General features: G+C 62.2%; 21 protein-coding genes. All 21 read left to right on the top strand.

What is annotated here, in order from left to right; translation table 11 throughout:
* The first annotated feature begins 24 nt into the window (after window positions 1-24).
* The 21 genes from ACP3TA_RS20320 to ACP3TA_RS20220 all read left to right on the top strand — a co-directional run bounded on the left by ACP3TA_RS20320 (window position 25) and on the right by ACP3TA_RS20220 (window position 26,264).
* Entirely contained in the window at window positions 25-2,196 is a 2,172-nt protein-coding gene (locus tag ACP3TA_RS20320) for a polysaccharide biosynthesis tyrosine autokinase (RefSeq protein ID WP_033650896.1), read from the top strand.
* 4 nt (window positions 2,197-2,200) lie between these two features.
* Complete coding sequence (locus ACP3TA_RS20315) at window positions 2,201-3,490, top strand: flippase (protein ID WP_033643437.1); 1,290 nt, start codon at window positions 2,201-2,203, stop codon at window positions 3,488-3,490.
* On the top strand, window positions 3,480-4,328 hold the full coding sequence (locus ACP3TA_RS20310) for an ATP-grasp fold amidoligase family protein (protein WP_033643436.1): 849 nt from the start codon (window positions 3,480-3,482) through the stop codon (window positions 4,326-4,328). Before ACP3TA_RS20315 ends, ACP3TA_RS20310 begins: the two co-directional genes overlap by 11 nt.
* Window positions 4,329-4,462: 134 nt before the next feature.
* A complete protein-coding gene (locus tag ACP3TA_RS20305; protein ID WP_033643435.1) occupies window positions 4,463-5,368 on the top strand; it encodes a glycosyltransferase family 2 protein in 906 nt (301 codons plus the stop codon).
* Between the two features lies 1 nt (window position 5,369).
* Window positions 5,370-6,425, top strand: coding sequence for a glycosyltransferase family 4 protein (locus tag ACP3TA_RS20300; RefSeq protein WP_047574805.1), 1,056 nt, complete (start codon window positions 5,370-5,372; stop codon window positions 6,423-6,425).
* A 10-nt stretch (window positions 6,426-6,435) separates the two neighbouring features.
* Entirely contained in the window at window positions 6,436-7,179 is a 744-nt protein-coding gene (locus ACP3TA_RS20295) for a glycosyltransferase family 2 protein (protein ID WP_033643433.1), read from the top strand.
* On the top strand, window positions 7,176-9,059 hold the full coding sequence (locus tag ACP3TA_RS20290) for a carbohydrate-binding protein CenC (protein ID WP_060660600.1): 1,884 nt from the start codon (window positions 7,176-7,178) through the stop codon (window positions 9,057-9,059). The genes ACP3TA_RS20295 and ACP3TA_RS20290 overlap by 4 nt, the downstream gene beginning before the upstream one ends.
* Window positions 9,060-9,071: 12 nt before the next feature.
* On the top strand, window positions 9,072-10,058 hold the full coding sequence (locus tag ACP3TA_RS20285) for a glycosyltransferase family 2 protein (protein WP_033643431.1): 987 nt from the start codon (window positions 9,072-9,074) through the stop codon (window positions 10,056-10,058).
* Window positions 10,059-10,103: 45 nt separating this feature from the next.
* Window positions 10,104-11,006, top strand: coding sequence for a glycosyltransferase family 2 protein (locus tag ACP3TA_RS20280; protein ID WP_046687282.1), 903 nt, complete (start codon window positions 10,104-10,106; stop codon window positions 11,004-11,006).
* A gap of 279 nt (window positions 11,007-11,285) precedes the next feature.
* The gene (locus tag ACP3TA_RS20275) at window positions 11,286-15,047 is read left to right on the top strand and encodes a nitrate reductase subunit alpha (protein WP_206196362.1); all 3,762 of its coding nucleotides are present in this window, start codon (window positions 11,286-11,288) and stop codon (window positions 15,045-15,047) included.
* Entirely contained in the window at window positions 15,044-16,588 is a 1,545-nt protein-coding gene (gene narH, locus ACP3TA_RS20270) for a nitrate reductase subunit beta (RefSeq protein ID WP_197665485.1), read from the top strand. The genes ACP3TA_RS20275 and narH overlap by 4 nt, the downstream gene beginning before the upstream one ends.
* Complete coding sequence (narJ, locus tag ACP3TA_RS20265) at window positions 16,585-17,307, top strand: nitrate reductase molybdenum cofactor assembly chaperone (RefSeq protein WP_033650904.1); 723 nt, start codon at window positions 16,585-16,587, stop codon at window positions 17,305-17,307. The genes narH and narJ overlap by 4 nt, the downstream gene beginning before the upstream one ends.
* Window positions 17,308-17,309: 2 nt before the next feature.
* Window positions 17,310-17,987 (top strand): respiratory nitrate reductase subunit gamma, encoded by a 678-nt coding sequence (gene narI, locus ACP3TA_RS20260; protein ID WP_033643426.1) that lies wholly within the window; start codon window positions 17,310-17,312, stop codon window positions 17,985-17,987.
* Between the two features lie 273 nt (window positions 17,988-18,260).
* Window positions 18,261-19,268, top strand: a complete 1,008-nt coding sequence (locus ACP3TA_RS20255; protein ID WP_206196361.1) for a 3-oxoacyl-[acyl-carrier-protein] synthase III C-terminal domain-containing protein — start codon at window positions 18,261-18,263, stop codon at window positions 19,266-19,268.
* Window positions 19,265-20,281 (top strand): NAD-dependent epimerase/dehydratase family protein, encoded by a 1,017-nt coding sequence (locus tag ACP3TA_RS20250; protein WP_089194872.1) that lies wholly within the window; start codon window positions 19,265-19,267, stop codon window positions 20,279-20,281. The genes ACP3TA_RS20255 and ACP3TA_RS20250 overlap by 4 nt, the downstream gene beginning before the upstream one ends.
* On the top strand, window positions 20,274-21,080 hold the full coding sequence (locus ACP3TA_RS20245) for an MBL fold metallo-hydrolase (protein ID WP_142002585.1): 807 nt from the start codon (window positions 20,274-20,276) through the stop codon (window positions 21,078-21,080). Before ACP3TA_RS20250 ends, ACP3TA_RS20245 begins: the two co-directional genes overlap by 8 nt.
* A complete protein-coding gene (locus ACP3TA_RS20240) occupies window positions 21,077-22,363 on the top strand; it encodes a F390 synthetase-related protein (RefSeq protein WP_108680945.1) in 1,287 nt (428 codons plus the stop codon). The genes ACP3TA_RS20245 and ACP3TA_RS20240 overlap by 4 nt, the downstream gene beginning before the upstream one ends.
* On the top strand, window positions 22,360-22,977 hold the full coding sequence (locus ACP3TA_RS20235; protein WP_426784410.1) for a phosphatase PAP2 family protein: 618 nt from the start codon (window positions 22,360-22,362) through the stop codon (window positions 22,975-22,977). The genes ACP3TA_RS20240 and ACP3TA_RS20235 overlap by 4 nt, the downstream gene beginning before the upstream one ends.
* Entirely contained in the window at window positions 22,974-24,107 is a 1,134-nt protein-coding gene (locus tag ACP3TA_RS20230; protein ID WP_197816354.1) for a sterol desaturase family protein, read from the top strand. Before ACP3TA_RS20235 ends, ACP3TA_RS20230 begins: the two co-directional genes overlap by 4 nt.
* Entirely contained in the window at window positions 24,100-25,182 is a 1,083-nt protein-coding gene (locus tag ACP3TA_RS20225) for a fatty acid desaturase family protein (RefSeq protein WP_206196360.1), read from the top strand. Before ACP3TA_RS20230 ends, ACP3TA_RS20225 begins: the two co-directional genes overlap by 8 nt.
* Window positions 25,179-26,264, top strand: a complete 1,086-nt coding sequence (locus tag ACP3TA_RS20220; RefSeq protein ID WP_206196359.1) for an acyl-CoA desaturase — start codon at window positions 25,179-25,181, stop codon at window positions 26,262-26,264. The genes ACP3TA_RS20225 and ACP3TA_RS20220 overlap by 4 nt, the downstream gene beginning before the upstream one ends.
* Window positions 26,265-26,283: the final 19 nt, after the last annotated feature.

The following is a 26,283-nucleotide window of genomic DNA, read 5'->3' as shown; positions in this document are numbered from 1 at the left end:
CGCAGGATGAATAAGGAACAGAAGATGAAGAACAATGCGCTGTCCGTGATGGTGGCCGAACAAGATGAAAAGCTGGAGTGGGAGCGTCTGGTAGGGCCGCTTTGGGATAACCGCTGGCGGATCGCCGTCGTAACCGGCGTGGCCGGCGCGCTGGGCGTCGCCTATGCCCTGTTGGCGACCCCGGTGTATCAGGCCACGGCGGTGGTGCAGGTGGAGAAACAGCTGTCCGGCGACTCGCTGCTGCGCGAAACGCTGGACAGCTCGATGGGGCAGAATTCGGCGACGCAGGATGAAGTGACGCTGGCCAAGTCGCGCTACGTGCTCGGCAAAACGGTGGATGCCCTTGGCCTGACGGTGCGCGTCGAGCCGGACTATTTTCCGGTATTCGGTAAAGGTTTTGCCCGACTGAGCGGCGAAAAGGCGCCGGTGCTGGATATCGCCACGTTAACGACGCCGCCGGAAATGGAGGGCGAAGCGCTGACGCTGACGGTGCGCGATGGGCGGCATTACGAGCTGAGCCATGACGGCGCCAAACTGTTCAGCGGCGCGGTCGGGCAGCCGGTGGCGCAGGGCGGATGGAACATGGCCGTCTCGGCACTGGACGCGGCGCCGGGCGCCAGCTTCACGGTGGTCAAAGTCGCGCGCCAGAAAGCGGTGGACGATCTGCGCAAAAATCTTGACGTAGTGCCGGGCGGTAAAGACAGCGGCATCATGACCTTTACGCTGCCGAGCGAAGATCCGCAGCGCGCCGAGGCGGTGCTGAAGAACATCACCGACAACTACCTGCAGCAGAACGTGGATCGCAAAACGGAAGAGGCGCAGCGAATGCTGGCGTTCCTGCAAGAGCAACTGCCGCAAACGCAAACCTCGCTCAACAACGCCGAAACCCAGCTCAATCAGTTCCGTCAGCAAAACGACTCGGTGGATCTGTCGCTGGAAGCCAAATCGGTGTTGGACACGCAGGTGCAGCTCGAAGCGCAGCTCAATGAACTGACCTTCAAGGAAGCGGAGATCTCCAAGCTCTATACCCGCGCGCACCCGGCTTACCGGGCGCTGCTGGAAAAGCGCGCCACGCTGGAAGCGGAAAAGGCGCGGCTGGGCAAACAGGTGCAGACGCTGCCGAAAATGCAGCAGGAGATCCTGCGTCTCACCCGAGACGTGCAGGTGGATCAGCAGGTTTACATGCAGCTGATGAACAAGCAGCAGGAGCTGAGCATCAGCAAGGCCGGCACGGTAGGCAACGTGCGCATCATCGATGAAGCGGAAACCGCCATTCGGCCGATCCAGCCGCAAAAGATGCTGATCGTGCTGTTGGCGCTGCTGCTGGGCGCCGGGGGCGCCGCCGCGGTGGTGCTGTTGCGCGCGGCCTTCCACCGCGGCATCAATGATATCGATACGCTGGAGAAGCGGGGCATCAACGTCTACGCCACCGTGCCGCTGTCGCCGTGGCAGGTGAAGCGCAACCGCGAGCAGCGTCATCTGTTGCCCAAATCCGGCGGCCGGCGCCTGCCGATCCTGGCGGTGGCCGAGCCGACGGATCTGTCGGTGGAGGCAATCCGCAGCCTGCGTACCAGCCTGCATTTCGCCATGCTGGAAGCCAAAAACAATATTCTGATGGTCTCCGGCGCCAGCCCGGAAAGCGGCAAGAGCTTCACCAGCACCAACCTGGCGGTGGTAGTGGCGCAGGCCGGGCAGCGGGTGTTGCTGATCGACGCGGATATGCGCAAAGGCTTTCTGCATCGCTGGCTGGCCGAGGATGGACATCGCGGTTTGTCCGACATGCTGGTGGGCGACGTGATGGCGGAACAGGCGGTGCGAAAAACCGCCATCGCCAACCTGGACTTCGTGCCGCGCGGCCAGGTGCCGCCGAATCCGTCCGAACTGCTGATGCATCGCCGCTTCGCCGACTTCCTGCGCTGGGCCGGGCAAAACTACGATCTGGTGCTGATCGATACGCCGCCGATTCTGGCGGTGACGGATGCGGCGATCGTCGGTCATCACGCCGGCACCTCGCTGCTGGTGGTGCGTTTTGAAGTGAACACCGTCAAGCAGATCGAAACCAGCATGCGCCGTTTCGAACAGAATGGGGTGGCGATCAAAGGCGTGATCCTCAACGGCATGGTGAAAAAATCCGCCGCCGATGCGGGTTACTACGCCTTTGCCTATCCGAGCCATCAGGAAGAAAAGGTGCCGTAAGCGCATGAAAGCGATGCTGATGAACTCTTTGTGGCTAATGCTGGAGCGGGTATCGCTGAGTCTGTCGGGGATTTTCGTTTCGGTGTACGTCGCGCGCTATCTCGGGCCGGCGCAATACGGTTTGATTAACTACTTGCTGTCGGTGATCGCCATCGCCGTGCCGCTGGTGCAGCTGGGGGCGGACGCGGTGCTGTTCAACCGCGTCGCCAAACGGCGCCGGAGCGGCATGCGGCTGATGCTGGCTTCGATGCGCATCCGCCGCCAGCTGTTTGCGCTGATCGCGCTGCCGCTGATGGCCTGGACGCTGTTGACGCAGGATCGCACCAACCAAATCATGATGCTGCTGATGTTGATCAGCGCGTATTTCTCCGTGCAGGACGTCTACAAAATCTATTACGACGCGCTGCTGAAGTCGAAGTTGAACACGTTGATCAACAACGTTGCGCTGTTGCTGTCGATCGTGATGCGGCTCGGCCTGGTGTACGCGCAATTGCCGCTGGTGTGGTTTGCGCTGCCCTATGTGCTGAGCAGCCTGCTGCCTTATGCGGTGCGCTGGGTGCTGTTCCGTCGCGAGCAGGCGCAGATGCCGGCGATCAGCGGCAGACACAAACGGCGCTACGGCCGCTACCTGTTCAGCGTCGGCTTGCCGCTGGCGATCTCCAGCCTGTCGATCGTCATTTATACGCGCATCGATCAGATCATGCTGGGCAACTATTTGGGAGAACACAGCGTCGGGCTTTACAGCGCCGCCATCACGCTGAGCCAGGGGTGGGTATTCGTGCCCATCGCGCTGATCATGTCGATGATGCCAGGCGTGGCGAACGCCGGTTCGGAGCAGGAACAAGAGGCGCGCATTCGCCAGCTGTATCTGATGGTGCTGGTGCTTTCGATGCCGGTGATAGCGGTGCTGTCGCTGTTTCCGCAGCAGATAGTCGCGCTGATGTTCGGCGAAAGTTACCGGCAAACGGCGACCATTTTGGCGCTGTGCTCGGTGACGTCGCTGTTCTCGGTGATGGGAACGGTGTCTTACCGCGCCATCGTGCTGTTCAGCGGCTATCGATTCATCGCCATCAAAATGCCGCTGGCGGCGTTGGCCAACGTGGTGATGAATTTCATCCTGATCCCGCGCTACGGGATCATGGGCGCGGCGATATCGACGTTGATCACGGAGTTTATTTCATTCTTTGTGCTCAACAGCTTTTTCAGAGGAGGAAAAATTACGCGTTTGCAGGTGACTTGCTATCGGTGTTTTCCGCAATTAATAGGGAAGGTACGAGAAATATATGTTAAATAATCTGGTGAAAGGGTTATACCGACGTATGCCCGATGCAATATATCATCAGTTAAAATACGCAATGTTTTTCCGCAAGGTGCCGCATCTGGCCCATCCGGTGGGGTACAGCGAAAAACTGATGCGTAGGAAAGTTTATCCACTGGCGATATATACGCAGCTATCTGATAAATATCGGGTGAGAGAGTATATCGAACAGCTATGGGGTAAAGAGTATTTGATCGATCTTTACGCGCACGGCAACGAATTTACGGAAGAGATGTATCAGCAGCTGCCCGAGTCGTTTGTGATTAAAGCCAACCATGGCAGCGGATATAACAAGCTGGTATTTGATAAAAGCCAAACCGGTTATAACGAACTGCGGGTGTTGACCAACAGTTGGCTGCGGCAAAGTTTTTATCAGGTTTATCGCGAGCGGCATTATAAAGATATTCCACCTTGCATCATGGTGGAAAGAATGCTGATCGACGAAGGGCAAATACCGAACGACATCAAGATCCACTGTTTTAATCTTGACGGTGAGGTGCGCTTCTTTATTCAGATCGATTATCAGCGCTTTATCGATCATCGCCGCGATTTCTTTGATGCGGACTGGAACCGCACCGAGATCCGCATGGGCGTGCCGAACAGCGACGTGCCGATGTCGCGCCCCAGCGGGCTAAAGGAGATGCTGCGGCTGGCGCGCCAGGTGGCGGAACAATTCTCGTACGTACGCGTCGATTTTTATCAGGTGCAGGATCGCATTTATTTTGGCGAGCTGACTTTCACCCCGGGGGCCGGATTACAACGGCTGATGCCAGAAACGATTGAACAAGAATGGGGAGGGTATTTTCATACGTAGCTGAAACAGGCCGTTGGCTGCGCGTACTCGACCCGAGGCGGGGGGATAACCGGGCAGGGATATGCTGCGATAACAAACTTTTTCTCTGGCATCAGGCTGCACTCGCCAGTTGATAATAGCTTTTGAGGTATTAAATGGACTTATCAATTGTTATTCCCGCTTTTAATAATTCAAACCATCTCGCCGCCACGCTGGCGCGCATGACCCATTACTGCGCCGGTTTTGATTATGAAATTATCGTGGTCGATTATTCATCGGAAGCCGGTGAGTCGGAAAAGATACACGGACTGTTGGCGGCGAATCATCGCGCCAGACTGCATGAAAGCCGGGTGCGCGGCAATATCGCCGTCGCCTGCAATATCGGTTTTCGCCTGGCGCGTTCTGAGGTGGTTTTTTTTCTGGAACCGGAAGATATGTTTGGCACCAATTATATCATCCGGCGCTTGAGACGGCATGAGGACACACGGATCGATATCGTGTTCGGCAATTACACCACGGTCAACGACAAGAATGTGCGCAGCTACGTGTTTAATTATCAAGAGGGCGTGGCCGGGGAAGATTTCTTATTTATCGAGATGGGGGATATTCGCACCTCGACCATCAGCGTGCGTAAGAAACAAGACCGGCGGTTTTTATTTCCGGAGTTTTTGGCCCGTTACCAGGACTGGGGATTTTTGGTCAACGCCACCAACCTGGGCGCCCGGGTGGTTCACGATCAGGGCGGTGGGGTGTTCATCCGCTGCGGCGACGAGGATCTGAACCGCTGCCGATTGAACATCGACGCCAGCGAACGCTTTATCGATACCTATCTGCAGGCCAGCGGCCGTTATATCAGCGGCTTTGCCTGTAAACACCTGCTGGCTTCGCTGTACAGCGAAGATCTGCAGGCTTTCAACTACTACTCATCGCGCATGGAGCGCCACACCCTGAGCGGCAAATTCAAGGCGATCAAGCTGTATGGCGACTGTCTGGCCAGGCTGGGACTGTTTCCATTGGGGGGGAGGCTGCTGCGCACGGCCCGCGAGGGATTACGGAGGTGACATGCAACCGCGGAAAATCGCAATTGTAATCGAAGACATCGGCGGCAAAGGCGGCACCGAACGGGTGGCCAGCAGCCTGGCCAATGCGCTGACCACCCGCTTCGGCCACCAGGTCGAACTGATATCCATCTGCGGGGATCGGGCGTTCTATCCGCTGGAGCCGGCGGTGACGCTGCGCTTCATGCGCGGCAAGACGCTGCTCTGGCCGTGGCGCCTGGCGCTGTTCTTACGCCGCGGCCGCTATGACGCCATCATCACCGTCTCGATGGGGAAACTCTCGGTGATCATGGTGCCTTACCTGCGGCTGTTGTGTCCCGGCAGCCGCTTGGTGCTGAGTGAACATGTCAGTTTCCACCAGTATCCGTGGCCGATGAAGTGGCTGAAGGTGCTGATCTACCGGCTGGGCGATCGCACCGTGCTGCTGACGCAAAAAGATCTGGCGAATATCGGCCGCTGGGTGCCCGCCCGCAAATGTCGGGTGATTGAGAACGTGTCGCCGTTTCCGCTGCGGGCGCCGCATCCGGAACAGCAACAGCCGGTGGCGCTGGCGGTCGGCCGACTGTGCCACCAGAAAGGCTTCGACCGGCTGATCGCCGCCTGGCGGCAGGTGGCGCAGCAGGCGCCGGAGTGGCGGCTGCACATCGTCGGCGATGGCCCGGATCGGGCGGCGTTGCAACGGCAGATCGCCGATTACGGGCTCGACGACCGGGTGCAGCTGCTGCCGGCCACCGCCGATATCGCCGGGCATTACCGGCAGGCGAGCCTGTTGCTGATGACCTCTCGCTACGAAGGTCTGCCGATGGTGCTGATCGAAGCCATGAGCTTCGGCCTGCCGCTGGTGGCTTTTGACTGTCTGACCGGCCCGGCGGAGCTGATCGACGATCGCGAAAACGGTTATCTGGTGACGGACGGCGACGTCGACACCTTCAGTCAGCGCGTCCTGGCGCTGATCGGCGACGGCGAACTGCGTCGCCGCTTCTCCCACCGTGCGTTGGAAAAGGCGCAGCGGTTTGTGCCTGAACGTATTTACCCCCAGTGGCAAGAGCTTATCGTCTGAGGTAATTATCATGGAAAAAGTGTCCGTCATTATGCCGGCTTATAACGCCGCCGGTTTTATCCGCGAGTCGATCCTTGGCGTATTGAATCAAACTTATCAGGACTATCACCTGTATGTGATTGACGACGCCTCCACCGACAACACCGCTGAGGTGGTCAAGCCGTTCATTCACGATCGGCTGACCTACATCCGCAACAACGCCAATCAGGGGGTGGCCGAAACGCGCAATATCGCCATCGAGGCGGCGCGCGGCGACTACATCGCGTTTTGCGACAGCGACGATGTTTGGCACCCGAATAAGCTGGCCCGCCAGGTCGGCATCCTTAAAACCCAGCGTTACGACGTGGTCTGCTCGCACTATTACACCTTCGAGAATGACCTGGCGCAGGTGAAAAATTACCGCGGCGCCGGGGAGATCATCGCCTACCGCGACATGTTGAAAAGCAACTGGATCGGCAACCTGACCGGCATGTACAACCAGCGCCGGGTCGGCAAGGTCTACCAGCGCAAGGTCGGGCACGAAGACTACGTGATGTGGCTGTCTATTCTGGAGCGCGCGCGCAATCGCCTGGCGTACTGCATTCCGGAGCCGCTGGCGTTTTACCGGCTGTCCGCCAATTCGCTGTCCGGCAACAAGATCCGCGCGGCGGACTGGCAGTGGCAGATCTACCGTCGTCATCTGGGGCTCTCTTATCAAAAATCTTGCTACCTGTTCTTCTCCTACCTGTACAGCGCGGTGATGAAAAGACAATGACCAGCAAAATCTTGAACGCAGCCTGCGTGCTGATCGGATGCGGGCTGGCGGCTCAGGCCGGGGCGGCGGGCTGCGAGACCAATCTGCTGACCAACCCCGGCTTTGAGCAGGGACAGACGGGCTGGTCGCTGCCGCCGGCCAAGGTGATCTCCGGCGGCCGCAGCGGCCGCGCCAGCCTGTACTACAGCAATCCTGACCCGGCGGAGTATCACCAGATGCTGCAAACGCTGCAGGTGAAAGCAGGGCAGACGATCGCGTTCGGCGTGTGGGTGCGCGGCGATAACCTGCGCGGCAAAGGCGATCAGCCGGGCGCCGGAGTGTACGTCGAAAGCTATGACGCCAAGGGGCGCCACCTGGCCGGCAGCTACCCGCAAGGCCTGCTGGGCAGCAGCGGTTGGCAGCCGGTGGAGGGCAGCTTCACCGTACCGGCAGAGGCCACTACCACCGTACTGGGGCTGTATATGCGCAAGGGCACGACCGGCAACGCCTGGTTCGACGATGCCTACGTTTGCAGCCAGCCGACGGCGCCGGCGTTGTATCAGATGCGCGCCGGTGGGCAATCGGCCTCCAGCCTGATTGAAGTGCAGCAGCCTCAGGAAGTGCAGGTGGAAAGTACGCTGCTCGATAGCCAACGCACCGCCGTGCGGCAGGAGAGCCGCCGCTACCATGTCGCCGAGCGTCAGCGCGTAGAGTTCTCGTTGCCGGCCAACCTGGCCGCCGGCGAGTACCGCCTGCAGCAGCAGGTGACGGACGTGGCGTCGAAGCACAGCCGGAGCAGCGAAATGCCGGTCAGCATCGGCGAGGCGCCGCCGAAAGTGGCGTTGGACGAGCAGGGCTATACGCTGCGGCAGGGCAAGCGCTTCTTTCCGCTGGGCATCTACATGTACGGCAACATGGCGACCGATGAGCATCTGGCGCGCATCCGCGACGCCGGTTTCAACACCGTGCTGAATTACAACTACGGCGCAGGGCGCGACCCGTACGCCTATTTCCGCAAAACGCAGCAGTACGGGCTGCAGGTGATTTTCTCGCTGAAGGATTTCTACCCCGGCCTCGACTCTGCGCCGAAAACGCGCCTGAGCTACCCGCAGTTGACGGCGTCTTATGTGGAGAAGTTTAAAACTCAGCCGAACCTGCTCGCCTGGTACATCAACGATGAGCTGGCGCCGAAGTACGCGCCGCAGATAGAGCAGATGCATCTGCAGGTGAAGCAACAAGACCCTGACCATCTGACCTTTCAGGCGCTGAACCAGACCGGCGCGCTCAACGCCTATTTCAACAGTTCCGACGTGTTGGCCAGCGATCCTTATCCGGTCGGACGCGATGCCGACATGACGCGCACGCTGGAATACTCGCGCCTGACGGTGCAGGTGGCGCGCCAGGCGAAGGGCGCCTGGCTGGTGATGCAGATCATGGATCACGCCGCCTATGAGCCGCACCGCAAGCCGCGCCAGCCGAGCGAAGCGGAGATCCGCAACCAGGCCTGGCTGGGGCTGATCGGCGGCGTCAAAGGGCTGCTGTTCTACTCCTATACCGACCTGTTCTACAAGCGCCGCAGCGGCGATTTCAACCAACAGGAATTCGACGGTATCTGGCAAGGGGTTGCCCGCGTGGCGCAACAGATCGACAGCTTCACGCCGTACCTGCTCTCGGGCGAAAGTGCGACGCTGTCCGGCAACAACACCGCCGTACCGGCGCGGCTGTTTATCGACGGCGAGCGCGGCCTGGTGCTGATCGCCAACCCGTACTATCGGCCGATGGCCGCCCGTTTTGACCTGCCGCCCGGCTGGCGCTGGCAGGGGCAGCCGCAGATCGACGCCAAATTGCCCGCGGTGGGCAGCAGCGCGCTGTGGGTGCAACGAGACACTAGCAATCAATAAGGATACCCGTTCATGACTATCACGCTAAGCCTGATCGTCCCGGTGTATAAGGTGGAAGCCTACATCGAAGCGTGCCTGGACTCGGTGCTGAGTCAATTGCCCGACTGGGCGGAAGTGATCCTCGTCGATGACGGCAGCCCGGACGGCTCCATCGCCGTCGCGCAAGAGGTGCTGTGCCGTTATCCGGCATTGAAAACGCAGGTCAGCATCCTGCGCCAGGATAACCAGGGGTTGAGCGCCGCGCGCAACGCCGGGATCGCCCATGCCGAAGGCGAATATCTCGGTTTTCTGGACTCCGACGACGTGCTGCTGCCGGGCTATTTCAGCATTTTGGGGCGCCTGCTGGCGGATAACCCGCAGGTGGAGATCGTGGCGTTCAACGCCCAGCGTTTCTCGCGGCTGAAAAACGGCAAGATAGAACCGGATGGCCTGATGGCGATCGTGCCCGGCAACGCCGCGCCACAGGAGCGCGAGCCGCATATGGCGCTGCTGGCGGACAGTTTTAACCGCAGCCTGTGGTACGCCTGGGCGCGGATTTATCACCGTTCGCTGTTCAACGACGCCGCGTTTCCGGCGGGGCGCAACTTCGAGGATATCCAGCTGATCCCGCAGCTGTATCTGAAAGCGAACCGCATCGTGGTGTGCGACACGCCGTTGGTAGGATATCGCGCTAACCCCAACGGCATCACGCGCGCGCCGAAGCGGCGGGATTTGGACGATCTCGATTACGCCATCGAGCGCGCTGACAGCGGGCGTCGCCGCGAGGGGGGGAAGGGATTCCACTCGGTGCTGTTCGTCACCACGCTGAAGGCGCGCCTGCTGGTCGGGCTGGACTTCTTCGGCCTGCGTGACGCGCTGCGGGAAACCGCCGAGCTGAAACGGCGCTATGCCCGGCTGCGGGCGGAGGAGCGGCAAATGCTGAGCCGCAAGAACCGCCTGTTCTACCGCAGTCCGCTGGTCTACTACCTGATGGCCAGTCTCTACAACCGTTTCGGGTGAATCTGACCGTGCCCGAACGACGATAAACCCGTGTGGAAGCCCATTATGAGTATCAAAGTCAGCGTCATTATTCCGACCTATGGCCGCAGCGAACTGCTGGCGCGCGCCATCGACAGCGTCCTGGCGCAAACCCATCAGCCGGTGGAGATCGTGGTGGTGGACGATAATCCGCCGGACCATCCGCAGCGCCAGGCCACCCGCGAACGGCTGGCCGGCTATATTGCCGCCGGGCAGATCGTCTATTGCCCGCGCGCGCGCAACGGCGGCGGGGCGCGGGCGCGCAACAGCGGCATCCTGCGCGCCACCGGGGAATACCTCACTTTTCTGGACGACGACGATTACTACCACCCGGAGAAGATCGCCCGTCAGCTGGCCTTTATGCAGCGCGGCGATTACCCCGTCAGCCTGTGCGATATGGATATTCTGCAGGATGGCCAAATCAGCGCCGAGCGCTATTACCGCGCCCGCTGCGACGGGCTGGAGGACTTCATGCTGGCCGGCGTCGCTTACACGCCGATGATCATGCTGCGCCGGGAGGCGGCGATCGCGGTGCGCGGGTTCTTCAATACCCCGCGTTATCAGGATCATATCTTCATTTATCGCCTGCTGGCGGCGGGCATGCGCATCGGCACGTTGCACGAGCGCCTGGCGGTGCATAACGATCACGACGGTGAGCGTATTACCTCCAGCCCGAAAGGCATCATCGGCTATCACAACAAAATGCAGTTCGAGCGCCGGTTGATGCCGCAGATTTCGCCGCGGGCGCGCAAGGTGATGCGGCTGCGCCACACCTGTATCACGTCGCGCATCATCACCGACAGCCGAAGCCGTCTCGGCGGCGTGCTGCACGGCATGAAGGGCATCATCTACGTCAACAGCGGAGTTATGGCCGGCGTTTACATGAAGAACATTCTGCGCAACGTCTTCTTCCGCGGCGTCCCTTTCTGAAACCCGACGCGGGGTTTTCCCCCGCGTCCTACCCCCAAATACCCCGTCTTGCCTCCCGCCCGTTCGCCTTCATCTTGATATTCTGATTTATTCATTTTAATTCAAACAATTAATCCTATTTCTCACCCCTATACTTTGGTGGTATTTCCCGCCCGGCGCACGCGTCGCCCGCCGCTTTCTCTTGATCGCAATCAATTTGCCGCCGGTTGGCCGTCAGTAGGCTGGCGGCAGATTGAGCATGTCTTCTTATAACGACAAGAGCCTTCAGGAGCATTCCGGATGAGCAAATTTTTAGACCGTTTCCGCTATTTCAAGCAGTTGGCGGAGCCTTTTTCTGGCGATCACGGCCAGACCTTGAACACCAACCGCGACTGGGAAGACGGCTACCGCAGCCGTTGGCAGCATGACAAAGTGGTGCGTTCCACCCATGGCGTGAACTGCACCGGTTCCTGCAGTTGGAAGATCTACGTGAAGAATGGTCTGGTGACCTGGGAAACCCAGCAAACCGACTATCCGCGCACCCGCCCCGATCTGCCCAACCATGAACCGCGCGGCTGCCCGCGCGGCGCCAGCTACTCCTGGTACCTGTACAGCGCCAACCGGCTGAAATACCCGCTGATGCGCAAGCGGCTGCTCAAACTGTGGCGCGAGGCGAAAGCGCAGCACAGCGATCCGGTCGAGGCCTGGGGATCGATCGTCGGCGATGCGGAAAAAGCCAAAAGCTACAAGGTGGCGCGCGGCCGCGGCGGTTTCGTCCGCTCCAGCTGGCAAGAGGTCAATGAACTGATCGCCGCCGCCAACGTCTATACCGCCAAAACCTTCGGCCCTGACCGCATTATCGGCTTCTCGCCGATCCCGGCGATGTCGATGGTGTCCTACGCCGCCGGCGCTCGGTACCTGTCGCTGATCGGCGGCGCCTGCCTGAGCTTCTACGACTGGTATTGCGATTTGCCGCCGGCTTCGCCGATGACCTGGGGCGAGCAGACCGACGTGCCGGAGTCCGCCGACTGGTACAACTCCTCCTACATCATCGCCTGGGGCTCCAACGTGCCGCAGACGCGCACCCCGGACGCCCACTTCTTTACCGAAGTGCGCTACAAGGGCACCAAAACCGTGGCGGTGACGCCGGACTACGCCGAAGTCGCCAAGCTGTGCGACCACTGGCTGAATCCGAAGCAGGGCACCGACAGCGCGATGGCGCTGGCGATGGGCCATGTGATGCTGAAAGAGTTCCATCTCGATCGCGAAGTCGGCTACTTCCGCGACTACGTGCGCCGCTATACCGACATGCCGATGCTGGTGCTGCTGGAGCCGCGTGAAGGCGGCCACTACGCCGCCGGCCGTCTGCTGCGCGCCGCCGATCTGGTGGACGGACTGGGCCAGGAAAACAATCCCGAGTGGAAAACCGTCGCTATCGACAGCCGCAGCGGCGAGCTGGTGGCGCCGCAGGGCTCCATCGGTTTCCGCTGGGGCGAGAAGGGCAAGTGGAACCTGGAGCAGCGCGAAGGCAAGTCGCAACAGGAAGTCGAGCTGCAGCTCAGTCTGCTGGGCATGCATGACGACGTTGCCGAGGTGGGCTTCCCGTACTTCGGCGGCGCCGACAGCGAGCATTTCAACAGCGTGGCGCTGGACGAAATCCTGCTGCACAAGCTGCCGGTGAAACGACTGCGGCTGGCGGACGGCAGCGAAGCGCTGGTGACCAGCGTGTATGACCTGCTGCTTGCCAACTACGGCCTGGAGCGCGGGCTGGACGACGCCAACTGTGCCGCCGACTATGACGAGGTCAAGGCTTACAGCCCAGCCTGGGCCGAGCAGATCACCGGCGTGTCGCGCCACAACATCATCCGCATTGCCCGCGAGTTCGCGGAAAACGCCGAGAAGACCCACGGCCGTTCGATGATCATCGTCGGCGCCGGCGTCAACCACTGGTATCACATGGACATGACCTACCGCGGCCTGATCAATATGTTGATCTTCTGCGGTTGCGTCGGCCAGAGCGGCGGCGGCTGGGCGCACTACGTCGGCCAGGAAAAACTGCGGCCGCAAACCGGCTGGCTGCCGCTGGCGTTCGGCCTTGACTGGCAACGCCCGCCGCGCCATATGAACAGCACCTCGTTCTTCTACAACCATTCCAGCCAATGGCGCTATGAAACCGTCAGCACCGATGAGCTGCTGTCGCCGCTGGCGGACAAATCGCGCTTCGGCGGCAGCCTGATCGACTTCAACGTGCGCGCGGAGCGCATGGGCTGGCTGCCGTCGGCGCCGCAACTGGGCGCTAACCCGCTGCGCCTGGCGGAGCAGGCCCGCGCCGCCGGCCAATCGCCGGTCGAGTTCACCGTCGACAGCCTGAAGAGCGGCGCGCTGGGCTTTGCCGCCGAGCAGCCGGACAATCCGCAGAATTTCCCGCGCAACCTGTTCGTCTGGCGCTCCAACCTGCTGGGTTCTTCCGGCAAGGGCCATGAATACATGCTCAAATACCTGTTGGGCACCGAGAATGGTATCCAGGGGAAAGATCTCGGCCAGCAGGGCGGCGTGAAGCCGCAGGAAGTGGAATGGCGCGAGCAGGGCGGCGAAGGCAAACTGGATCTGGTGGTGACGCTCGATTTCCGCATGTCGAGCACCTGCCTGTATTCCGACGTGGTGCTGCCGACCGCCACCTGGTACGAAAAAGACGACATGAACACCTCCGACATGCATCCGTTCATTCATCCGCTGTCGGCGGCGGTCGATCCGGCCTGGGATTCGAAGAGCGACTGGGAAATCTACAAGGGCATCGCCAAAGCCTTCTCCGAGGTGTGCGTCGGCCATCTGGGCCAGGAAACCGACGTGGTGACCTTGCCTATTCAGCACGACTCCGCCGCCGAGCTGGCGCAGCCTTACGGCGTGCAGGATTGGAAGAAAGGCGAGTGCGAACTGATCCCCGGCAAAACCGCGCCGCACATCATCGCGGTGGAGCGCGATTATCCGGCCACCTACGAGCGTTTTACCTCCTTGGGGCCGTTGATGGACAAACTGGGCAACGGCGGCAAGGGCATCAGCTGGAACACCCAGACCGAGGTCGATTTCCTCAAGCAGCTTAACTACGTCAAGGCCGACGGCCCGGCGGCGGGGCGGCCGAAGATCGAGAGCGCGATAGACGCGGCGGAAGTGATCCTGTCGCTGGCGCCGGAAACCAACGGCCAGGTGGCGGTGAAAGCCTGGGAAGCGCTGAGCAACGTCACCGGCCGCGATCACCGGCATCTGGCGCTGAACAAGGAAGACGAGAAAATTCGCTTCCGCGACATTCAGGCGCAGCCGCGCAAAATCATCTCCAGCCCAACCTGGTCCGGCCTGGAAGACGAGCACGTCTCCTATAACGCCTGCTACACCAACGTGCACGAGCTGATCCCGTGGCGCACCCTCAGCGGCCGTCAGCAGCTGTATCAGGATCACGAGTGGATGCGCGCCTTCGGCGAAAGCCTGCTGGCGTATAGGCCGCCGATCGACACCCGCGCCGCGCAGCCGCTGCTCAACAGCAAACCGAACGGCAACAAGGAGAAGGCGCTGAACTTCCTGACGCCGCACCAGAAGTGGGGCATTCACTCCACCTACAGCGACAACCTGCTGATGCTGACGCTGTCGCGCGGCGGCCCGATCGTTTGGCTGAGCGAAGACGATGCCAAAGATCTGGGCATCGCGGACAACGACTGGATCGAGGCCTTCAACGCCAACGGCGCGCTGACGGCGCGCGCGGTGGTCAGCCAGCGTATCCCGGCCGGCATGACCATGATGTACCACGCGCAGGAGCGCATCGTGAACCTGCCGGGCTCGGAGATCACCCGCCAACGCGGCGGCATCCACAACTCGGTGACCCGCGCCTGTCCGAAGCCGACCCACATGATCGGCGGCTATGCGCAGCTGGCCTACGGCTTCAACTACTACGGCACCGTCGGCTCCAACCGCGACGAATTCGTGGTGGTGCGCAAGATGAACCGCATTGATTGGTTGGACGACGAAGGCAACGACTACGCGCAGGGCAGTCAGCAGGAGAACAGCAAATGAAAATTCGTTCGCAAGTCGGCATGGTGCTGAATCTGGACAAGTGCATCGGTTGCCACACCTGTTCGGTCACCTGCAAAAACGTCTGGACCAGCCGTGAAGGTATGGAATACGCATGGTTCAATAACGTGGAAAGCAAGCCCGGCGTCGGGTATCCGCACGCCTGGGAAGATCAGGAAAAATGGAAGGGCGGCTGGATACGTAAAATCAACGGCAAGCTGGAACCGCGCATGGGCAACCGCGTCGGCGTGCTGGCGAAAATCTTCGCCAACCCGGACGTGCCGGCGCTGGACGACTACTACGAGCCGTTCGATTACGACTACCAGCACCTGCATACCGCCAAACAGGGCAAGCACCAGCCGGTGGCTCGCCCGCGCTCGCTGATCACCGGCCAGCGCATGAACAAGATCGAAAACGGCCCGAACTGGGAGGAGATCCTCGGCGGGGAGTTCGAAAAACGTTCGCAGGACAAGAACTTCGACAACCTGCAGAAGGCGATGTACGGCCAGTTCGAAAACACCTTCATGATGTATTTGCCGCGCCTGTGCGAGCACTGCCTCAACCCGGCCTGCGTCGCCACCTGCCCGAGCGGGGCGATCTACAAGCGCGGCGAAGACGGCATCGTGCTGATCGATCAGGACAAGTGTCGCGGTTGGCGCATGTGTCTGACCGGCTGCCCGTACAAGAAAATCTACTTCAACTGGAAGAGCGGCAAGTCCGAGAAGTGCATCTTCTGCTACCCGCGCATCGAAGCCGGGCAGCCGACGGTCTGTTCGGAAACCTGCGTCGGCCGCATCCGCTACCTCGGCGTGCTGCTGTACGACGCCGATCGCATCGAGCAGGCGGCGGCGGTGGAAAACGACAAGGATCTGTACCAGAGCCAGCTCGATATCTTCCTCGATCCGCATGACCCGAAGGTGATTGCTCAGGCGCTGGCGGACGGCGTGCCGCAGGGCGTCATTGAAGCCGCTCAGCAGTCGCCGGTGTACAAAATGGCGATGGACTGGAAGCTGGCGCTGCCGCTGCATCCGGAATACCGCACGCTGCCGATGGTGTGGTACGTGCCGCCGTTGTCGCCGATTCAGTCGGCCGCCGACGCCGGCGAGCTGGCGCACAGTGGCGTATTGCCGGACGTCGAGAGCCTGCGCATTCCGGTGCAGTATCTGGCGAACCTGCTGACCGCCGGCGATACCGAGCCGGTGCTGCTGGCGCTGAAACGCATGCTGGCGATGCGCCACTACAAACGGGCGGAAACCGTCGACGGCGTGGTGGACATCAGCGCGCTGGAGCAGGTCGGTCTGAGCGAAGCGCAGGCGCAGGAGATGTATCGCTACCTGGCGATCGCCAACTATGAAGATCGCTTCGTGGTGCCGTCGAGCCACCGCGAGCTGGCGCGCGAAGCCTTCCCCGAAAGCAAAGGCTGCGGTTTCAGCTTCGGCGACGGCTGCCACGGCAGCGACGGCAAGTTCAATCTGTTCAACAGCCGTCGTATCGACGCCATCGACGTGACCGCGAAAACCGCGCGGCCGGAGGATGCCTCATGATCAGCCTGAAAGTGATCGCCCGCCTGCTGGATTACCCGGAGCAGGCGCTGTTTGACCATCAGCAGGCGCTGATTGAAGCGCTGGAACCGGCCAGCGAGCTGGATCTGCACCACAGCGCGCTGCTGATTCTGTTTATCCGCCGCCTGTGCGCGCGCCCGTTGCTGGACGCGCAGGCCGACTATTGCGAGCTGTTCGATCGCGGCCGCGCCACCTCGCTGCTGCTGTTTGAGCACGTGCACGGTGAGTCGCGCGATCGCGGCCAGGCGATGGTTGACCTGATGGCGCAGTACCGCGCCGCCGGGCTGGAGATCGACAGCCGCGAGCTGCCTGATTTCCTGCCGCTGTACCTGGAGTATTTGGCCAGCCGCAGCGCGGCACAGGCGCGGGAAGGGCTGCAGGACATTGCGCCGATCCTGGCGCTGCTGGGCGCGCGCTTGCAGCAGCGCGAAAGCCCGTACGCGGTGCTGTTCGATCTGCTGTTGGCGCTGTCCGGCAGCGATGCGCAGGCGCAGGCGCTGAAGACGCAGGTGGCGCAAGAGGCGCGCGACGATACGCCGCAGGCGCTGGATGCGGTATGGGAAGAGGAGCAGGTCAAATTTCTCGGCGAGCAGGGCTGCGCCTCCGCCCAGCAGACGGCGCACCAGCGGCGATTCGCCGGCGCGGTGGCGCCACAGTATCTGGACCTGACGGATGCGTTAACCGGAACCAAAGGACGCTAATTATGCAATTTTTGAATCAGTTCTTCTTCGACATCTACCCTTATCTGGCCGGCGCGGTGTTCCTGATCGGCAGCTGGCTGCGCTACGACTACGGGCAGTACAGCTGGCGTGCCGGCTCCAGCCAGATGCTGGATAAAAAGGGCATGCGGCTGGCGTCCAACCTGTTCCACATCGGCATTATCGGCATCTTCGCGGGCCACTTCCTCGGCATGCTGACGCCGCACTGGATGTATGAGGCCTTCCTGCCGATCGACGTGAAGCAGAAGCTGGCGATGATCGCCGGCGGCGCCTGCGGCCTGATGACGCTGATCGGCGGCGCGCTGCTGCTGAAGCGCCGGTTGACCAACCCGCGGGTGCGCGCCACCAGCAGCGTCGCCGACATCCTGATCCTGACATTGCTGGTGGTGCAGGTGTGCCTGGGGTTGCTGACCATTCCGTTCTCCGCCCAGCATATGGACGGCAGTGAAATGATGAAGCTGGTGGCCTGGGCGCAGGCGGTCGTAACCTTCCACGCCGGCGCTTCTGCGCACCTGGAAGGCGTGGCGCTGATCTTCAAGCTGCATATGGTGCTGGGCATGACGCTGTTCGTGCTGTTCCCGTTCTGCCGCCTGGTGCATATCTGGAGTGCGCCGGTAGAGTACCTGACCCGCCGTTACCAGCTGGTGCGCAACCGCCGCTGAGCCTGACCCCGCCGCCGCCGATCGCCAGCGGCGGCGCTATTCCGATAATTCTCCCGCCGTCTGCCCATTCTCGTCGCCTTGTCGTAAACTCACTATCTCAGTTATGTTACGTTTATGCTTCCGCCGACGGACGTCGGCCTGTGGTAGCCGATAACAAGAGATACCGCCTTGATGAAAGGCATTTTGGGACATAAAAACCGGGGATGATCCGTGTGGCTTTCGCGCCGTACGGGAGAATCGCTTTATGGATAGTCAGGTTAATCAATAACAATAATGACCACACAATTACGCTCACCCGAGCTGCTGCCTCTGAAAATCATCGCCACCGGGGCCGCGTTGCCGCCTAACCGCGTGGCGTCCTCTGCGCTCGACGCTCGGCTGGGGAAACCGGCCGGCTACGTTGAAAAACGCTCGGGCATCGTTTACCGCTATCACGCCGCCGACGATGCCAGCCAGGCCGAACTCGCCGCTGCCGCGCTGCAAGATGCGCTGGCTCGCCGCGCCATTTCGGCGGACTCGATCGATCTGCTGATCTCTGCCTCGGCGATTTCGGTGCAGGCGCTGCCGTGCACCGCCGCGCACATTCTCAAGGTGGCGGGGCTGGCGCCGGGCACGCCGGGCTTCGACATCAACAGCAGCTGCGTCAGCTTTATCTCTGCGCTGCAGGTGGCGGCAGGGCTGCTGAACGCCGGGACGTATCGACGCATCGCCATCATCTCGGCGGATCTCGCTTCACGCGGCATCGACTGGCAGCACGAAGAGTCGTCGCTGATCTTCGGCGACGGCGCGGCCTGCGCCATTGTGGAGCGCGGCGACGGCGCCAGCGGCATCCTCGCCAGCCTGGTGGAAACCTACCCCACCGGCAGCGAACTGTGCGAGATCCGGGCCGGCGGCACGCGTCGCAACCCGCGCGCCGGCATGTGTGAGCAAGACTTCCTGTTTCATATGCAGGGCAAGCCGCTGTTCCGCCAGGCGTCGGCGCTGATTGAGGGTTACCTCGATCGGCTGTTGAGCGCCAGCGGCCTGACCCTGGCGCAGATCGCCACCGTGGTGCCGCATCAGGCCAGCCATCTGTCGCTCGAACATATGCGCAAACGGCTGCACGTCTCCAGCGAGGCGCTGGTCGATATCTACCGCCATCATGGCAATCAGGTGGCGGCGTCTATCCCGACGGCGCTGCATGCCGCCGTGACCACCGGGCGCTTCAATCCCGGTCAGCCGGTGATGCTGATCGGCACCGCCGCCGGGCTGGCGCTGGCCGGCATGGTGTTGCTGCCATGAGGGTGCTGGTCACCGGGGCGACCAGCGGGCTGGGACGCAACGCGGCGCAGTGGTTGCTGGAGGCCGGACATCAGGTGCGCGCTACCGGCCGCGATGAACGGGCCGGCGCAACGCTGCGTCAGCTGGGCGCCGAGTTTTGCGCGCTCGATCTGGCGCAGGCCACGCCGCAGCAGTGTCGGGAGCTGGTGACCGACTGCGAGTGGGTCTGGCACTGCGCGGCCAAGTCTTCGCCCTGGGGCGGCAAAGCGGAGTTTCACCGCATCAACGCCGCGGCGACGGATAAGCTGGCGGAGGCGGCCGGGCGCTGCGGCGTGCGGCGCTTCGTGCATATCTCCACGCCGGCAATCTACTTCGATTTTCAGCCGCATTACGATCTTGACGAGGGTTACCGCGCCCGGCGCTTCGCCAATCACTATGCCGCCAGCAAGTATGCGGCCGAGCAGCGCCTGTTGGCGCAGGCGAAGATCTATCCGCAAACCACCTATATTATGCTGCGGCCGCGCGGCCTGTTTGGCCCGCACGATCGGGTGATCGTGCCGCGGCTGTTGCAGCAGCTCGAACGCGACCGCGGGGTATTGCGATTGCCCGGCGGCGGACAAGCGCTGCTGGATCTGACCTTCGCCCCCAACGTGGTGCACGCGATGGATCTGGCCAGCCGGCAGCGCGGATTGCCGTCCGGCGCCGTGTACAACATCACCAACCACCAACCGCAGCGGCTGGCGGAGATGCTGGATGCGTTGCTGCGTCAGGAACTGGGGCTGAGTTACCGGCTGCAGGCCGTGTCCTATCCGCTGCTGCATACGCTGGCCGGCGGCATGGAGCTGTGGGCGACGCTGAGCGGCAAGGAACCGCTGTTGACGCGCTACAGCGTGGCGGCGGTGCATTTTGACATGACGCTGAGCCAGACCCGTGCGATCGAAGAGCTGGGTTACCGGCCGCGTTATTCGATGGAAGAGGGCATTCGTCTGACCGGCGAGTGGCTGCGGCGGCAAGGAGGCGGACAGCATGGCTAAGGTCACCGTGTTTGAAGTGGGCTATTGCACGCATATCGGCTGCATGGCGCTGCGCGGCGCCGGATTCCGGGTGTGCAAATTCCCGGCGCGCGCCTATTTGCTGGAGGTGGGGGAGCGCCGCTGGCTGTGGGATACCGGCTACGCGCGTTATTTTCAGCAGCACACGCAGTCGGGGCTGTTCAGCCTTTACCGCCGCATGACGCCGGTCTATTTCGATCCGGCCGAGTCGTTGGCGCATCAGCTGCGCGAAGCCGGTTATGCCGAGGGGGATATTCAGGCGCTGATCGTCTCGCATTTTCACGCCGATCACATCGCCGGGCTGCAGGATTTCAGCCAACTCGACTTTATTTGCTCCGGCGAGGGCTGGCAGCAAACCCGTGGGCTGCGCGGTTTCGCGGCGCTGAAGCGCGCCTTTATTCCCGGCCTGATCCCGGCGGATTTCGAGAGCCGTCTGCAGTTTATGGAGTCTTTTCCCTCGGTGGCGTTGCCCGCGCTGTTGGCGCCGTTCGATCGCGGTTACGCGCTGCCGGGCAGTGAAGGGCAGATCGTGCTGGTGCCGTTGCCGGGGCATGCGGCCGGCCATATCGGCGCCTTTATTCTCACCGACGCCGGCTGGACACTGCTGGCCAGCGACGCCGCCTGGTCGCCGCAGAGTTACCAGACGCTGCGCGGGCCTTCGCGCCTGGCCAATCTGGTGATGGACGACGCGGCGGCTTACACCCGCACCCTGGAGCGGCTCAACCAGCTGTGGGCGGGCGGCCAGGTCAACATTTTGCTGTGCCACGAGGGGGACCTGTGATCCCCTTCATGACCCTTTGGCACTATTTCCGCGCCCGGCGCCTGCGCTTTGGCGATCGTGCGGCGCTGGAGGCGCATCAGGCCCGACAGCTTGAGGGGTTTGCCCGCCGGGTGCTGAGCAAGAGTCCCTATTTTCAAGGCTTCAGCCGCCGGCCGTTCGCCGAATGGCCGCCGATGGACAAGGCGCTGATGATGGCGCAGTTCGACCGCATGAACACCGCCGGGCTGCGGCGCGATGCGGTGCTGGCCTGCGCGCAGCGCAGCGAGGCGGATCGCGATTTCACGCCGAAGATCGGGCGCTACAGCGTCGGATTGTCGTCCGGCACTTCCGGGCAGCGCGGCGTGTTTGTCGTCAGCCCGCGGGAACAGCAGGTGTGGGCCGGCGGCATGTTGGCGAAAATGCTGCCGGACGGGCTGTCGGCGGGCGAGCGCGTCGCGCTGTTTCTGCGCGCGGACAATAATCTCTATCACAGCGTGAACAACCGCTGGCTGAGCCTGGCGTTTTACGATTTGCTCGCGCCGTTCAGCGGCCACTTGCCGGCATTGGAACGGCAGGCGCCCAGCATCATCGTGGCCCCGGCGCAGGTGCTGCGCGCATTGGCGTTGGCGGTGCTGGCCGGGCAGGTGACGCTGTCGGTCAAAAAAGTGATCTCGGTCGCCGAGGTGCTTGAAGAACAGGATCGCCGCCTGCTGCAGCAGGTGTTTCCGGCGGTCGGCGAAGTGTATCAGGCTACCGAGGGGTTCCTCGCCGCCACCTGCGCGCACGGCACCTTGCACCTGAACGAGGAGTTTTTGCATATCGAGCCGCAGTGGATCGACGAACTGCGCTTCACGCCGCTGATCACCGACTTTACCCGCAGTACGCAGCCCATCGTGCGTTATCGGCTGGACGATGTATTGGTGCTGCGCAAGGAACCCTGCCCATGCGGGCAACCGACGCGGGCGATCGCCCGTATCGAGGGGCGGCGCGACGATCAGCTGATGCTGCCCGATGCGCAGCGGCAACCGCAGGCGGTGTTCGCCGATGCCTGCAGCCGAACGATCGCCAATGCGTTACCGCTGACCAGCGATTACCGCCTGATCCAGCATGGCGAACGGCGGTTGGAGCTGATTGCCGATTGCAGCCCGGCGGCGTTGGCGCACTGTCAGGCGCAGCTGATGGCGCTGTTCGCTCGTCAGGGCATCGCCACCGATCGCCTCGAATGGCGGTTGACGGCGCAAGCGGTGCTGCCGCAGTTCGATCGCAAGCGGCGGCGCATCGTGCGCCGGGCGGAGGAGGCATGAAAAGCGCACTGTTCAGGCTATGGCACATGCTGCTGGGATGGGGCACGGTCGGCGTGGTGTATAGCCTGACAGATCGCCTGCAGGGTGCGGGAACCCTGTTGCCGCCGTCGGCGCTTGATCGGGCGATCCCGTTCAGCCCCACGGCCATCTGGCTCTATCTGTCGTTCTTCCTCATCGTCCCGGCGGGCTATCTGCTGGCGCCGCTGCCGCGGATCAAATGGCTGACGCTGGCGATGCAGCTGACCGCGCTGGGCGCCGGGGCGGTTTATCTGCTGTGGCCGACCACCATGGCCTATCCGCAGAACGATGGCGTCGGGATCAGCGTGCAACTGCTGGCGGCGTTAACCCGGGTGGACTCGCCGCAAAACTGCCTGCCTTCGTTGCATATGGCGCTGACGGTGCTGGCGGTGTGGGCGCTGAGCGACGGCGAGCGCAAAGTGCGCACGGCGCTGTGGATGCTGTGGGGCGTGGCGATCGCGTTCTCGATTCTGCAACTGCGTCGGCATTTGTTTGTCGATTTGGCCGGCGGCGCGCTGCTGGCGCTGTTCGCCGGCTGGTTGGCCCTGCGCATGAAAACCCTGCGCAGGCGCGTCGTTAAAGGAGAAATAGGATGAGCGATCTGGCATTGCCGATAGTGTTCATGCTGTTCATCGTGGTGGCCGAGGCGGTGGCGCTGCAGTGGGGGCGTCGCGAGCCGGTCAACTGGCACGATCTGGTGTTCAACCTGAATTCCGGCCATATCATGCTGTGGCTGTTCCGCGGGTTGGAGATCACCTGCTACGGCTACGTGGCCGCGCATTTCAGCCTGGGGCTGCTGGATGCCTGGCCGCCGCTGCTGATGTGGCTGTTCGCCCTGCTGGCGTGGGACTTCGGTTTCTACTGGCTGCACCGTCTGCACCATCGTTTCCGCCTGCTGTGGGCGGTGCACGTGGTGCACCATCAGGGCGAGCACTTTAATCTGTCGCTGGGGGTGCGCAACTCCTGGTATTCGTCGCTGACGTCGATCCCGTTCTTTTTGCTGCTGGCGCTGGCGGGGGTGCCGCTGTCGGTGTTCGTTGCGGTCTCTATTTTTCATTACAGCATTCAGCTGTTTAACCACAATGCGCTGACGCCGAAGCTCGGCGTGCTGGAAAAAATCCTGGTCACGCCGGCGCATCACCGGGTGCATCACGTCAAGGACATGGCGTATTCCAATAAGAACTTCGGCGGCAGCTTTATCTTCTGGGACAAGCTGTTCGGCACCTTTTGCCCGGCATTGCCGAGCACGCCGTTCAGCTATGGCGTCGGCGGCGACAGGCCGTCCGCCAACCCATTCTGGGCGAGCAATCTGCCGTTCCTGCGCTATTTGCGCCTGGCATGGCGCCCGGCGCCGTGCCGGCCACGCGACCGCCGTTCGGCGTTCAGCGTTTTCAGCGGCGCCATGCTGTTGTTCTCGCTGGTGGTCGGTTACGTCTACCAATACGGTTACGGCTATAGCGACATCAGCTGGCCGCAAATGGCGCTGTTGGCGCTGCTGGCGTTGGGATCGGTGGCGCTGGGCGGCATGACGGAAGGGCGGCGGTGGGCGAGCGCCGTCTGGCTGCTGATCGCGCTAGGCATGCCGCTGCTGTTTATCGGCTATCTCGGTTGGCCGCAGCGCTATTGGCATATCGCCATGGCCGCCGTGGCGTTGCATGCCCTGTGCGTCGCGTTGGGCTGGGGAAGAGTAGCCGCACCGGCCGCCGTGGAGGAACCGCATGGCTGAATCATTGCCGCCGCTGCGTTTTCCCGCCGATGGCGAACAGGCCTTCCACCGCGATCTTAAGCGCGCGGCCCACGCCTGTCTGGCGGGCGATCATCGCTATGCCGATGCCGCGCGATTGGCCAAGGCCGCGCTGTTGCTGGCGTTGTGCGTCGGGTTTTACGCGCTGAGCCTGCTGCAGCATCAGCCCTGGGCGTTTTTCCTCTGCTATTTCCTGTTCGTGACCATGGGCATGCTGCTCAATGTCAACGTCAACCACGATGCTTCGCATAACGCTTTCCTGCGTGCGCCCTGGGCCAATCGGCTGGTGGGGCGGTTGGTGACGCTGCCGCTGGGCGTCGATCCGGACTACTGGCGCACGCGACATGTGGATTACCACCATGTTTACGCCAACGTCGAACATTACGATCTGGATACCGAAGAGAACGGCTTTTTCCGCCAGACACCGTTCCAGCGCTGGCGGCCCCATATGCGCTATCAGCATCTGTACTGGCCGCTGATCGCCGCGCTCTCGCTGCCCTATATCGCCTGGGTTTTCGATTGGTCCGATCGGCTCGATAAAACGCCGCTGCGGGAAAAACGCGTGCTGGCGGGGCGCGGCGGTTGGGCGCTGTTCGTGCTGTGCAAGCTCGCGCATCTGGCGCTGGTGCTGGTGGCGCCGCTGGTCGTGGGCCACTTGCACGGCATCGGCTGGGGCTGGGTGTTGCTGGCTTACGCGCTCAGCCAGATGTGCGCCTCGCTGCTGGTGGTGTTCTTGCTGCTGGGCACCCATTGGGCGCAGGCCGAGTTTTACCCGGCGCCGACGGGCGACAGCATGCCGCAAGGCTGGTATCGGCACAATTTCGCCACCGCCTGCGACTGGCAGCCCGAACCGCGCTGGCTGGAGCATCTGACCGGCGGGCTAAACTATCACCTGACCCATCACCTGTTTCCCGGCTGGAATCATCGCCACTATCCGGCCCTGGCTGCCGCGGTGGCGGAGGTCGCGCAGCGGCACGGCATGGCGTACCGCTGCATTGGCTATCGTGAACTGCTGGCGCAACAACAGCGCTTCTTACGCCGGATGGGACAGCCATGAAACCGCTGCGTCCGTTAGCCTATCGGCGCGACGACAATGGGTTGCACCGCGCGCTGATGCAGGCTGCACAGCATTATCTGGCGGCCCACGGCGATCACCGTTTCGCCGACGGCGGCATGCTGGCGAAGGTCGCGCTGCTGCTGGCGCTGTGCGGCCTGTGTTACGGGCTGAGCCTGCAGCAGCATAACGGCTGGGCGTTTTTCGCCTGCTACTTCGGTTTTATCTTTATCGGCATGTTCCTGACGGTGAACGTGGTGCACGACGCCTCGCACAACGCGTTTTTCCGCCGCCCCTGGGCCAACCGCTGGCTGAACGCACTGGTGAGCGTGCCGCTGGGGCTGGATCCCGACTGTTGGCGCGTGCGGCATGTGTTGTTCCACCATGCCCATAACAACATCGAACATTACGATCCCGATATCGACGCCAACGGCGTGCTGCGGCAAACGCCGTTCCAGCGCTGGCGGCCCTTTATGCGCGCGCAGCGTTACTATTGGCCGTTGGTGGCGGCGCTGACTTTTCCGTACTACATCTGGCTGTTCGATTGGTTGGACAGGGCGGGCCGCACCCGCGTGGCAGCGCGCATGGCGCAGCAGGGCGTACGCGGCTGGAGCGGGTTTCTGGCGGGGAAGGCGGCGCACCTGCTGCTGGCGCTGGCGATCCCATGTTGGCTGTTGCCGCCGGCTATCGGCATCGGGCAAATTCTGCTGGTCTATTTGCTGAGCCAGATGCTTTCTTCATTGCTGTTCGTGATGTTGATCATCGGCACCCACTGGGCCAAGGCCAACTTTTATCAGGCGCCGGCGCAGGGCGCGATGCCGCACGGTTGGTATCACCATGTGTTCGCCACCACGTTCGACTGGCAGACTCGGCCGCGCTGGCTGGGTTATTGGCTGGGCGGGGCGAATCTGCATTTGACGCATCATCTGTTTCCGCACTGGAGCCACCGCCATTACCCGGCGCTCAGCCGCATCATCGGCGAGGTGGCGCCGCGCTTCGACATCGACTACCGCCTGCTGGAGCTGGAGGAGCTGTTGCGTCTGCAGCAACGCTTCCTCAGCGCGATGGGCCGCAAGCCGCACTAGCGTTGCATGCGAATTGTGC

Origin of the sequence: Serratia sp. 2C06, from assembly GCF_050037615.1 — a bacterium.
Lineage (GTDB): Bacteria > Pseudomonadota > Gammaproteobacteria > Enterobacterales > Enterobacteriaceae > Serratia > Serratia ureilytica.
This window is presented reverse-complemented; position numbering and strand designations above follow the sequence as displayed.